The 12197-nt window shown below is 59.9% G+C and carries 12 protein-coding genes and 1 tRNA gene; 1 reads left to right on the top strand and 12 read right to left on the bottom strand.

Annotated elements, in window-relative coordinates; genetic code table 11:
* Positions 1-17: 17 nt before the first annotated feature.
* Entirely contained in the window at positions 18-1265 is a 1248-nt protein-coding gene (gene spoIVB / locus DW937_RS02565) for a SpoIVB peptidase (RefSeq protein ID WP_120019763.1), read from the bottom strand.
* Positions 1266-1421: 156 nt separating this feature from the next.
* Here spoIVB and DW937_RS02560 point away from each other — a divergent pair.
* Positions 1422-1503 (top strand) — tRNA-Leu (locus DW937_RS02560).
* A gap of 83 nt (positions 1504-1586) precedes the next feature.
* On the opposite strand, the gene DW937_RS02555 is transcribed toward DW937_RS02560, so the two are convergent.
* The 11 genes from DW937_RS02555 to DW937_RS02505 form a co-directional block, all read right to left on the bottom strand.
* Positions 1587-1928 carry a sporulation initiation factor Spo0A C-terminal domain-containing protein gene (locus DW937_RS02555; protein ID WP_120120044.1) on the bottom strand — a complete coding sequence of 114 codons (342 nt, stop codon included), beginning with the start codon at positions 1926-1928 and terminating at the stop codon, positions 1587-1589.
* A gap of 174 nt (positions 1929-2102) precedes the next feature.
* Positions 2103-2483: a hypothetical protein gene (locus DW937_RS02550; protein ID WP_120120043.1), complete on the bottom strand. Its 381-nt coding sequence runs from the start codon at positions 2481-2483 to the stop codon at positions 2103-2105.
* A 6-nt stretch (positions 2484-2489) separates the two neighbouring features.
* On the bottom strand, positions 2490-2915 hold the full coding sequence (locus DW937_RS02545; protein ID WP_120120042.1) for a phage holin family protein: 426 nt from the start codon (positions 2913-2915) through the stop codon (positions 2490-2492).
* Between the two features lie 11 nt (positions 2916-2926).
* Positions 2927-3340: a D-Ala-D-Ala carboxypeptidase family metallohydrolase gene (locus DW937_RS02540; RefSeq protein ID WP_120120041.1), complete on the bottom strand. Its 414-nt coding sequence runs from the start codon at positions 3338-3340 to the stop codon at positions 2927-2929.
* An 84-nt stretch (positions 3341-3424) separates the two neighbouring features.
* Positions 3425-3571, bottom strand: coding sequence for a hypothetical protein (locus DW937_RS02535; protein WP_187119379.1), 147 nt, complete (start codon positions 3569-3571; stop codon positions 3425-3427).
* Positions 3572-3602: 31 nt separating this feature from the next.
* Complete coding sequence (locus DW937_RS02530) at positions 3603-3995, bottom strand: hypothetical protein (RefSeq protein ID WP_120120039.1); 393 nt, start codon at positions 3993-3995, stop codon at positions 3603-3605.
* Complete coding sequence (locus DW937_RS02525) at positions 3992-4294, bottom strand: hypothetical protein (protein ID WP_120120038.1); 303 nt, start codon at positions 4292-4294, stop codon at positions 3992-3994. The genes DW937_RS02530 and DW937_RS02525 overlap by 4 nt, the downstream gene beginning before the upstream one ends.
* Positions 4295-4312: 18 nt before the next feature.
* Positions 4313-6247, bottom strand: coding sequence for a hypothetical protein (locus tag DW937_RS02520; RefSeq protein ID WP_120120037.1), 1935 nt, complete (start codon positions 6245-6247; stop codon positions 4313-4315).
* Positions 6248-6259: 12 nt separating this feature from the next.
* Positions 6260-7267 (bottom strand): siphovirus ReqiPepy6 Gp37-like family protein, encoded by a 1008-nt coding sequence (locus DW937_RS02515; protein ID WP_120120036.1) that lies wholly within the window; start codon positions 7265-7267, stop codon positions 6260-6262.
* Positions 7264-8136, bottom strand: a complete 873-nt coding sequence (locus DW937_RS02510; RefSeq protein WP_120120035.1) for a phage tail domain-containing protein — start codon at positions 8134-8136, stop codon at positions 7264-7266. The genes DW937_RS02515 and DW937_RS02510 overlap by 4 nt, the downstream gene beginning before the upstream one ends.
* 14 nt (positions 8137-8150) lie before the next feature.
* A complete protein-coding gene (locus DW937_RS02505) occupies positions 8151-12059 on the bottom strand; it encodes a phage tail tape measure protein (protein ID WP_120120034.1) in 3909 nt (1302 codons plus the stop codon).
* Positions 12060-12197: the final 138 nt, after the last annotated feature.

The following is a 12197-nucleotide window of genomic DNA, read 5'->3' as shown; positions in this document are numbered from 1 at the left end:
AAATCGAAACCCGCAAATTATTTTGCGTTTTGGGCCTGCGTGTGCGCTGTATCGTCTGTTTTTTCAACAGCGCGGGCCTGCTTGAGCATAGTCTGAGCAAAAATGCCGTAGCCCCGCGTGGGGTCGTTTACCAGCACATGGGTCACTGCACCCACCAGTCTGCCGTTCTGCAGGATGGGACTGCCGCTCATGCCCTGCACGATGCCGCCGGTTTTGGCAAGCAGCTGCCGGTCGGTCACGCGCAGGATCATGTTGCGGTGGGGGTCTGCGTCGTTTACCTTTTCAATGCGGATGCGGTATGCCTTGGGCACCTCGCCGTCCACAGTCGTCCAGATCTCGGCATCGCCCGGCACAACCTCCTGCGCAAAAGCCATCTCCAGCTCCGGGCCGGAAAATGCAGCCCGTGTTCTGCCATAGACCCCTGTCTTGCTGTTGATGCAGATGCTGCCAAGCGCATGGGTGCTCAAAAAGCGGCCCTTCAGCTCACCGGGGCTGCCCACGGTGCCGCTGGTACACCCCACGATCTGGCAGGGGACGATCTCGCCGCTGCGCAGGGCCACGCTCTCACCGGTGTCGCTGTCGCTGATGGGGTGGCCAAGCCCGGCAAACACCCCGGCGGCATTGTCCACAAAGGTCATGGTGCCTACCCCGGCGGAAGAATCCCGCACCCACATCCCGGCGCGCCACTGCCCGGCGGTGCTGTCCCACACGGGGGTCAGCCGGGTCTGGAATTGCTCACCATTGCGGATATAGACCACCTGCACCGGCGCGCCTGCGGCCGTTTCCAGAGCATCGTGCACGGCGTCGTTCGTCTCGGTCAGGGTGTCATCCATGCGCACCACCCGGTCGCCCAGCCGCAGCCCGGCCTTCTTGGCGGGGTTTGCGGTGCCGTCCGGGGTGTTCAGGTCGGAAAAGCCCACAATGAGCGCGCCCTCGGAGAACATCTTAACGCCGAAAGGCGTACCGCACACTGTTACCACCGGACGTGTTTCCACCAGAGCGCGCACAGTCTTGACGGGCAGCCACCCGCCAATGGACAAAGTGGCCTGATAGCTGCCCGCAGCCTGCGTGCTGGCCGCGTTGCGGGAGCCAGCGGTGCGCAGCGGCTGCACATAGGCAAAACGGGGCAGGGTAAGGGTCTGGCCGGGTTCCAGCAAAATTTCAGCAGGCAGACTGTGCCACAGCCAGCCCAGCACCGCCAGCGCGGCCACCAGAAGATAAGCTGCCGCAATGCTGCCAGCGCGGCGTAGTTTTGATCTGCGCATCGGCAAAAGCCCCTTTCCGCCATGGAAAATGATACGATCGTCCGGCGATAGTATGCGCTGTGAAGGGCGGAAATATCAATGCAGTGATTGACTTTTGCCGCCGGAACTGATACTATATTAAGGCGGTTTGGCCGCAGCTGCAGAATAGAAGAATACGCGGGTATGGTGGAATTGGCAGACGCGCAGGATTTAGGTTCCTGTGCCGCAAGGCGTGTGGGTTCGACCCCCACTACCCGCATACAAAGAAAAGCGCGTTGGTTCGTACAGAACCAGCGTGTTTTTTCTTATCATGGTAACACTTTTGGTAACACTATTAAGTTTTCAGACTGCTCTCACCAGCGCATTATACAGCATTTCAATGAACTGCACCGCGCTGGGCGCACCGGTCAGCGGATAGCCTGCCAGCTGCTGCACATACTCCGGGTTTGTGAGCCATGCACCTTTAGCTGCCCGACGGACAGCGCTTTGAATCGCTTTTGGCTCACACCTTCTGCGGTCGGCGATAGGGGTATAGATATCTTTCTCCACGGCCTGCAGGCGGTCTTCCTGCTCACAGACCAGCTCAAGACACTGGCACAGGATACTGTAGGCACTCAGGTTACGTGTAATGCCCATCGGGCGCAGCAGATCATTGACTTGAGTGGATAATTCGGAAACAATCATAGTTGACACATCCTTTCTTTGCGTCAACTCTAACCGAAAAACACTTGAAATTTGTTAATTGCGTCGATATACGTCGTAAAGCGTCGAAACACGCCAAACAAAAACAGCCCCGAGGAACCGTCAGGCTCCCCGGGGCTGTTGCTATACTATGATTTTGTTGGCGCTACAGAAACGTCACATAGAGGTCTTCTGGCTGCGCACCTGCGCTTCGATCATCGGCTTCAGGTAGCTGTCGAGGTCGCCAAAGGTCTCCTTGATGAACGTGATGGTCTCCTGCGTCAGGGCTTTCTTCGCTGCGGTCAGTGCGCGGTTGTAGGCAATGCGCTGCGCATCCTCGTCGAACTTGTCCTGTTCCTTCAGGGCATCAACGTAGGTCTGGTTGACATACTGGACGGCGTTGAACACCGCGTTGGCGGCATTCTGGAGACAGGTCTGCGCAAACTTGTTGTTGATGTAGCCGTTTGCAATGCTGACACCCTTGTTCAGGCCCCAGCCAAAAATGACGGTCATTGCGGGGATGCAGGCAGTGAGTGCGACTTTCAGAAATTCATTCATAAGAGCTTATCCTTTCTGCTCGGTTTCCGAGCGCTGCTTTAAAATGTCCACAGCCTTGGTGATCGCTGCCGGGATCGGCAGTCCCATCAAGCCCGCGTTTTCAATGATGGAAATGGTCTCGTTACAGATAAAGCCGATTACAACGGCATCCCGCACAAGGGTGGAACCTATCACGGCATCCAGCCTGCAGGCCACCAGCACGATCAGCAGCGTTTCGCCCTTGCGGCACAGGCCCTTCCAGCCTGCGCGGCTTTCCAGCGTGCCGTTTTTGGTCTTGGGCGATGCGTGGAATACACCGGCCACGATCAGGCCGGTGATGTAGTCGATGGCCATAAAAATCACCAGCGTTTGCAGGGCGGCATCCCAGCCGCCAAAAAGACCGGCAATCACGCCGCCGATCGCGCCGATTGCCATGCAAAAATAATCTTTCATGCGCCACCTCCTCACAGTGTCCACCGGCTTTTGTTCGGGCGGGTGTCCACGTGCACCCAGCCCTTTGCACGGCCTGCCTTGACCGGGTAGCGGCCCACGCCGCCCCAGCCGGGCATCAGGCTTTCAGCGTAGGCGGCAACGGCCAGCGGGTCGGTGTCCTGCACCTGAATGTCTGCAGCGCGGCCCAGCAGGTGCTGGCTGGATTTTGAGCCGCCCACCTTGGTGTTGTGGCTGGCCGTGCGGTAGCCGCTGGTGATGGTCACCGGCTTGCCGAAGTGCTCCCGGATGCACTGCAGCAGCACCACAAGGCCCTCGTCAATGAGGATGGTGTCGGTGCCGTCGCGGCAGCGGAACTCACGCACACGGAATGCGGGAGAGAGCTGCTTTGCACCATCATTCTTCAAACTGTACTGTTTGATTGCCATATGTATCACGTCCTTTCACGGGGTCAGGCCCCGATTTTCACGTTCTCTTCCAGCTCCTGATCTGCCTTGTCCTCAGCGTCCTCCTTACTGCGTGATTTCCTCAAAGCCGCTCTTGATAAGAATTGCCTTGACCTTTTCCTTCAGCAGGCGGGGGCAACGCTCGTACAGAGCCTTTGCGTCCTCCACGGTCTCAGCGGACATGATTTCCTGCGCCCATAACATAGCCATCATAAGTACCATCCTTTCGATTTTTTGTGTGATTTTATGCATAGACAATCTCGCTCATTTCAAGCAAGCATTGCTTGAGCATCTCGTTTTCTTTTTGCAGTGCCTTCACCGTCTTGGGCAGTTTCTCCCGCTCTTCGGCATCCTTCTTCGCCTGCTCCTGTGCCGCAAGCTCTTCGGCGGTGTAGCGGATGTATCTCTGCACCGGCACCTGTTCGGTCCATGCGGCCTGCGCAGGCACGCCCGGCACGTCGATGACCTTCCGCACATCCCTGCCGCCGTTGGGATACTCCGCTACGGTCTCGTAGTGGTTCACTTCCTCCACGCCTTCCACGGCGGGGTGGGTGACTTCTTCGGTGCTGGTGGTCAGGTAGCCAAGGGTCAGGTCGGGGTTTTCCACGACCGCGCCGGTCTCGTCAAGGATCTTCATTGTGTCACCTCCATGGGGGTCACATATTTGCCGATTCGCGAGTAAGATACTTTTCCGTCAGGACTTTCAGCCGACAGCATCCACTGTCCGCCGGTCTTTCCGGAGTCACGGCGGTCTACTTTTACGCACCCATTTTCGTCCAGCTGCATCGGGGGCACAAAGCTACCGTTGCTGCGCCGCAGGTGGAGTCTGATTTTGCAGGTTTTCCACTCTTTCGGGATGGCGAAGTGCAGACTGGTCGGGTGACCCTCACTGCCAAACTGCAATGTTGCCACAGTGTCAAATGTCACAGGGATCATCGCTCAAAACCTCCTTTCTCATGACACGCGGTGCCAGATGTAAACATAGTAGGCGGCGGGTTGCACGGTATTGCTTGCACCGTAGATCGGGTTCGATTTGGAAGCGTCAAAAGTGCGGTTATAAGTGCTAAACCAATCACCCCTGTCTCCACCGCCGTGCCTGGAACTAGTGTCATAGTATTTACCCCCAAAAGCCCCATCACTACTTGGAGTGACCATGGACAACACGCCGCCATTGGCCGTACCCGTGATGTTCGGCAGTCCGGCATTCACGGTGGTGCCCGCTTTGTGGCTGCTGCTGGCACCCATCAGCACGCGCTCCGATGCGATCTGCTCCCATGTGCCGCCAAACAGGGCGGCAGGGCTGGTGGAGTTGGTGCTCTGGTAGATGCTGCCGACAGGGTATGCAGACAGGCCACTGGTCGCAACGGCCTGCCACGTCCCATCCCCGCGCAAAAATTTACCCTGTGCACCGGCTGCGGGTGCAGGCACAAGGCCCTCTTTGCCAGCCGCGCTGGCAGTGGAGGCGGTCATCTTGGCGTAAGTGTGGTCAGTAAAAACGGCGTTGGCCGGTACATCCTTGCCCAGCGAGTAAGTGCAGGCCACCGGCTTGCCGCCGCTGATGTATACCGGTTTCGTCGCACTGCCCGCGGTTGCGGTATCGAGTTTGACGGCACTGTTGGCCGACCCGCCAGCGCTGCCGGACCCGGCATAATTGTGGGTGTGGCTCTTGGCTGCAAACACAACATCCGCCTTGCCCTTGATATACGCCCACAGGGCGCTCATAGGCCTGCGGTGGTAAATGGTCGTTGTGTCTCCGCCGCCGACATACTGGCTCACATAGTAATCTGCATCCTGCGGGGTGCTGGTACCCGCGCTCAGCGCGTTGATAAGCGCGCTCAGATCGTGGGTGTGGGTCTTATCTGCCTTTCCCGCCAGCGCGTCACCGGTCGCTTTTGCATCGGCAGGGGCATCGGCGATGCTCAGGGTCTTATCTGTGTTTGCCCGTGTGCCCGCAAGATTAGCTGCATCCTCTGCGGCTTTCTGAGCCTTTTCTGCGTCCTGACGGCTGGTGGATGCTTCATCCGCGCTGGCAGATGCCTCCTCGGCCTTGGTGGCGGCGGTGGAAGCGCTCCTCGCAGCGGCGGTGACCTGCTGGGTGGCGGTTTCTGCCGCGGTGGTGGCCGTCCTGGTTGAGTTGGCCACGTCGGTCAGGGCTGTGGTGCGGGCCTGTGCGATGTCCTGCAAGGCGGTGGTGTGCTCCGTTTTCGTGTCCTGCAGGGCCCGCTGGGCGGCGGTCTCGCTGGCCTTGGCGTTCTTCTCGCTGGCGGCGGACTTGGTCTCGCTGCTCTTGGCGGCGGCAGCGCTGGCATTGGCCGCAGCGGCGCTGGTGGTGGCTTTCTCCTCCAGTGCGTTGATGCGTTCCCTGGCAGCGGCCAGTAGCTCGTCGGTGGGGATGCCGGTCACGCCGTCCCGCACGATACCGCAGAGTTTCTCGTCCAGCCGTGTGTCGGTGATCTGGCCGGTGGTGACGGCGGTGGAGCCTGCCGGGCGGGTGATCTCGGCAAGGCAGAGGTCGTAGATCAGCTCAGTGCGGGAGATGGCCGGGGCCGTGGGTGTGCTGGATGCCGTGCCCTGCAGCACCTGCAGGCTGGCGGCTCTGGCACCGGCATCATAGCGCATGACGATGCGGTCGATGCGGGGGAGAGACGGGTCGGCCAGCGGCAGGGTCAGGGTATCGGCCTCCCGCTTTGTGATGGAGTAGCCGGTGAAACGGCTGGGGTGCACCCAGCCACGGCCCGCGCCCACGGTGACCTTCAGCCCGTCTGCGGCTGTCACCGGGAAGTCCTCAGCGGAGCTGAACACACCGCTGGTGAGGCCCGCAAGGTAGGCCGCCACGTCTGCGGCATCGAAGTCGTAGCCGTCGGCGGGGTATAAAACGATTTTGCTCAAAAGATCATCTCCTTACAGCTTGCGCCAGACCGGTGTGCCCAGCCGCGCGGTGCGGGTGGTGCTGTCGCTCTGGCTTTGGGTGATGACATCGGCCACCCGGACGGTGGCCTTGTAGCCCAGCTCCGGGATGGTGCAGAAGGCCACGTCGCCGGGGGAAAGCCCCTCGGCATCGATGGTCAGCTCAATGGAGCCGGTGCGCAGCTGTTCCAGCAGCTTGTTGGTGCCCCGGGCCATGAGCCGCTCGAGGTAGGCTTCGCTCTTGTTGCTCTCGCCCTTTTCCTCGTCCGGCTGCACGTCCCGGGCATCCACATAGAGCTCCCGCCGGTCGGCTCCGGTGGCATCCGTCAGGCCCACGGTCACGGTGGCCCGGGCATCGCCCTCACCGGCCCCCTGAACAACGGCAACGTTGGCATAGTCGCTGTCCCCAAAGGCCCAACTGGCCCCGGTCAGGTTGCCCCACTTGGTGGAAAAGCGGTTGTTGGGGTCAGCGGTGGGCCGGTAGACCTCGAACAGCAGCTTCTTATCTGCGTTCTTGCCTGCCAGCCGTACCAGGAAGCCTAGGTCGCAGGCCGCGCCGATGGTCATCAGGTAGTCCATGATGCTGCCGCCGGAGGTCTGTGCGGTGTAGGTGGTGTCAAAGCCTACCAGCTCACCCAGCTCCAGCTTGGGCCACGGCTCCATGGAATTGACCAGCCTGCGCATGGCCTGCTCCGCGTTCTCGCTCTTCACGATGGCGGTGCAGGCCCGCTTGGTGAAGATCCACGTTCCCGGGAAGCCGGTGACCACCAGATTGCTGTCGGTGTTCTCGTTGCTCCGGTGGCAGATGCGCATGGGCACGTCGCTGTCACTGCGGCGCAGCCAGCGGCCCTCCCGCAGCAGGGACAGGTTCTCTTCGGTGGGTCTGACTTCGAGGGTGAACTCACCCTCGGTGTTGTAGGGCTCGTCCCAGTAAAGGCTCACCCAGACCTCCACCCGGCCCAGCCGGGCAAGGGTCGTCTCATCCAAAACATCCAGCGTCATGCGATCACCTCCGGCAGAATGCCTGAAACCATGGGATAAAATTGCACCGTGACCTGCAGGAGGATCTCGCCGCTGTCGGCGGTGGCCTTGAGCAGGTTGTCTCCGGGAGCCAGCTCCAGCAAGTCGCTGTCCTCGTCCAGCAGGGAGAAGATGTTCTCCTCCGTGCCGTCCTCTGTCCGCTTGACGGCCAGCTTGTCGGTGGTGGTGCGGTAGATCTCGATGACCTGCCCCGGGGTCAGGGTGGTCAGGATGCGGATGCTCTGGCCTGTGATGATGTTCAGCACGCAGGGGTTGACCACCGCACCGTCACTCTTGAGGGTGGCCGTGAAGGGTACAGCCAGCGCCCCGGGGTTGACCGCGTTCTGCCAGCCAAACGAGGTGCGCACGCCGAACCGGTGGGGCTTGGAGTAGTTGACCGGCAGCCTGAAGCTGGGCACAAAGCCGTTGATGCAGAAGCTCTGAGCGGTCAGATCGTACCAGAAGGGCTTCGGGCAGAAGAACATCATGTCAAGGACCGGGTATGGGTGGATGCTCTTTGTGTAGGGGGTCTTGGAAAGCACAAAGCGGCAGAAATACTTGTCCTCAAAGTACATGGTGCCGCTGGTGAAGTAGGGGAGTTTTTCCAGCAGCAGGGCGGCATCCGCATCGCCGTGGGGGCTGTGGCAGTGGATGATGAGTTCACGGCTCACCCCGGCCACGCTCTGTTTCTCCACCGTGTTGCCGATCTGGTTCACGCCCTGTGCGGTCTGCAGATCTACGTTCACACCATTGATGGGATCGAGGGAGTAGGGCGTGCCGTAGTCCCACCCGATGTCGAGAGCGGCCCCGGCATCCGTCACGAGCCGCAAATGGTCTTTGCGAAATGGCATTCAGAGCCCTCCTTTCATCGTTTCTGGGCCTTGGCCCGGTCGGCTTCCCAGCGTGCTTCCCGCTGGAGGTCTGCCGCCGTCTGGGCCTTGCTGTAAATGTTCTGGGTGATGTTGGTGTCGCCCTCCCGGTGGTACTGGTTGGCGGCTGCGGCCACCTTTGCCGTGCCGGAAGCGGCCACACTGCGAGAGATGGCCATGTTGTCCGACAGAACCAGACTGTCTGCCTGCCGCACCATCTCGGCCAGCTTGCTGTTTGCGGCCAGCAGGGCCTCGGTGTTGTCCCGGATGGCATCGGTATTATCCTTATCCGGCGTAGTCCCGGGGGTGCCGAGGTCCGTCGAGGCATCAGGCTTCTCCGGCTCGGCGGGGGTGCTGGGCTTGTATTTTTCTTCCAGGTCTCGGAGGGTCTTTTCGTAGTCCAGCTGCAGCAGTTCCCGCTCAAGGTCGCCCATCCGCAGGGTGTTCTCGGCCTCGACAAGCTGCTTTTCCAGATCCGCCAGCGCGGTTGCATCGGCAGCAGTCTTTTTGCCGATCTGCGCCGACTGCTTCTTGTACTCGGCATCCAGCAGTTTCTTTTCGAGGTCGGCAACGGATTTTTTATAGTCCGCAGCAGCCACGGCCTTTTCGGCATCCAGCATACCGGGGTCATCCTCGGTAAGTTTCGCCCGGGCAAGTTCGGCAGCCTTTTTAGCGTACTCGGCATCCAGCTGCTTTTTCTCGGCATCGCCGGACTGACGGGCATACTCCGCATCCAGCTCGGCCTGCTCCTGCTTGGCGAGGCGGGCGTTCTTGCGGTCCTCACGCTCCTTCTGGATCTTCTTGGCATAGTCCCATGCGGGGTTGGACACATAGTCGATGTGGCCGTCCCAAAGCTGTGCGATGAGATTATAGGCACCGATCAGCGTATTGATCTCGATGACAAACTGCTCCACAAACAAGCCAAGGACGTACATCAGGCCCTCAAAAATGTAAGACATGAAATCGGCCACGCCCGACCATACATCGTTCATGCCGTTTGCGACGTTTTTGTTTGTGCTGGCAAAGTTGAGCAGTGCGCCCACCAACATGCCGATCAGAGAAATCACCAGCAGGATGGGGTTGGCATCCATGGCAACGTTAAGCCCCTCCTGCGCACCGGTGGCCGTCGTTGCAGCGGGCACGAACTTTGCAACCAGACTGGATGCAAGAGCTGCCAGCTTGTTGCCAACACCGGACAGCGCATTGCCGAGCTGGTCCAGCGCACCTTGCGCAATGGCCGTGATCTGCTCCCTCTGTTTATCCGTGCACGCCTGCCAGAAGTAGGAAGCTGCCCAGAAGCCCAGCTGTTCCAGATCGCCGTTTTTCAGCGCGTTGGCAAGGGTCTTGATGGCACCGACCGCGTCGGTCTGGATGTCCTTCTTGATGCTCTTCCAGCCATCTTCCAGCTTGGTGCGCAGCTGAGTGGTCAACAGCTCTCCGGCACTGGCATACTGCGGACCGGCATCCTCAATGGTCTTGACCGTGGTCTCCACACCGTCGGCGGTCTTGGTGGTCACGGTCTTGACGGTGCGCTCTACTCCCTCGATGACCTCGGTGCCGGTGCGGGTAGTCACGGTGGACACCCGCTCGCTGCCATCAGTCAGGGTCTCGGTGGTCTTTTCCACCGTGACCTGCGCACCGCCCACGATGCTGGTTTGGGTGTCCTTGACCGTGGTCTGTACGGATGCCTTGACATCCTCCATGGTCTGCTTGACAGTCTTGGTGCCGTCCGCAGCAACCTCTGTGATGGTCTTGACATCCTTCAGCACACCATCCACCATCTGCCGGGAAGTCTCGGTGATGGTCTGTTTCTGCTGCTTTTTGCCGTTGGACAAGGTCTCATTGACCGTTTCCACCGTCCGGGTCACGCCGTCCTTTACGGTGGTCGTGGTGTCCGAGATGGATTTGACTACAGTGGCAGTGGCCTGCTTGGTGGCCTTTGCGGCCTTACCCGCATTGTTTGTGATGATGCCGGTTGCGTTCGTGGATGCGGCTGCAGCAGCTTCGGCCGCGGCCTTTTCCTCCTGCGCCTGCTTCACACGTTCATCGTGGAGCTTTTGGCGGCGGGTGCGGTCGGCATCGGTGACGGTGCTGCCCTTGCGGGAAGGTACATCTGTGGTTTCCTCGGTGATGCCGGAAACAGCGGCATTGCTGGCCGTGCCAACGAGGTTGGCAATCAGGCCGGACACCCACGAGGTGAGCTTGCCCCACATGCCTGCAATGCCGTTGATGATGCCCTGAACGATGTTCTCACCAATATGACCGAACTCGTCCATGTTTCCGTCCCAGACACCCACCAGCTTTGCTACGCAGGCGAGGGCGGCTTCGGCCAGATTTTCGATGCTGCGGATGATACCGTCCACCAGCGTGGTCAGCATAGTTGCACCGCACTTGAGGATGTCCGGCAGGTGGGCGATCAGGGCAGCTGCCCATTTGGCAATCAGGCCAGCCGCCGACGTGATGAGCTGGGGCAGTGCTGCGGTGATGCCGGTGATAATACTCTCAACGAATTGGACACCCTTATCCATGATGTCGTCAGCGTGGTCGCCGAGGTAGTTCACCAGCTCGGAGATAATGCGTGCTGCGCAGACGATCAGCTCCGGCAGGTTGTCGATGATGCCCTGCGCCAGAGTGCCTAGCACTTCGCCTGCGGTGTCCAGCATGGCAGGCATGGCGTTGGTCAGGCTCTGGGTCAGCTGAGTGATGATCTCCACGCCGGTCTGCATCAGGCCGGGCAGCTGTGCCGCGATGCCTGCCGCCAGATCGGAGATGATCTCTCCGGCAGCGGCCAGCATAGCTTCCGGCCCGCCCTCAGACAGGGCAGTGGTCAGGGTGCTGATGCAGTCGGTGCCCCACTGAGCAACATCGCCCAGAGTAGGCTCCAGCGAATCATACAGGGTGATGCTGAAGTTCTGGGCAGCCGTCTGCATGGTCTCCACCTTGTGCTGAAAGGTGTCGGTCATGGTCTCGTAGGCGGTCTCGGTAGCGCCTGCGCTGTTCTGCATCTGGCTGAGCACATCGTTGAAATGTTCAGCGCCGCCGGATGCCAAAGACAATGCGCCGGTGCCTGCTTCCACACTCGACCACAGACCTGCAAAGGCAGTGCTGCTGCCGCCGACGCTCTTATACAAGATCTGGAGAACGTCGCCCAGGCTCTTGCCCTCAGCATTCAGCTGAGCAAAGCTCTTGCCAGTCTGTTTCTGCAAAATTTTGCCGACAGTAGAACCGGCATCGCCCAGTTCGTTGAGCATGGACTTGGTGTAGGTGGTGGCTTCTGCCGTGGCAATACCATTTGCGGTCATGACGGCCAGACCACTGGACAGATTTTCGACGGTCACGCCATACGCTGCAGCCAGAGGAATGACCTTGCCCATGCTGGACGAAAGCTCATCCACGCTGGTTTTGCCCAGATTCTGGGTGGTCAGCAGCACATCCGATACATGGGTGGCCTGATCTGCACTCAGGCCATAGGCATTCAGCGCGGTGGTCAGGATATCGACCGCCGAACTGCTGGAAGTGAAGCCAGCAGCAGCCAGCTTGGAAGCCTGTCCGGCAAAAGCTACGGCGTTTGCCGTGTCCTGTCCGGCACTGATGGCCTGATAGGCTGCTTCGGCAATGTCTGCAGCGGCAACGCCCATGCTGCCGGATGTATCAAGGATCTGCTTGTTCAGATCGCCCACAGAGACCTTGCTCGTGTCGGCGATGGTGCTGACCTTGGCAAGGGCTGTCTCGAACGATGCACCAATATCGACCGAGGAAGTCACCAGCTCGGCCATTTTGCTGCTGGCCGATTTTACAAAGTCAGCAATCAGATTACCAGCAGCCACCGTCATGCTGGAAATGCCATTGGTAAAACCGCTGGTATCCAGTTTGGTGTTGCCGGTGATCGAATAATCGAATGCCACTTGTGTCCACCTCTCTCCATTCCAAAAGAGCGCGGGCACAAGGGCACAGGCTGTTATAACTTGATTTCTACCTCCCGCTTACAGGCGGGATTTTTGCATTTGACCCACACACCGTGAGCGCTGGCGGAAGCTTCTGCC

The organism is Faecalibacterium sp. AM43-5AT (assembly GCF_003603345.1).
Lineage (GTDB): Bacteria > Bacillota > Clostridia > Oscillospirales > Ruminococcaceae > Faecalibacterium > Faecalibacterium taiwanense.
This window is presented reverse-complemented; position numbering and strand designations above follow the sequence as displayed.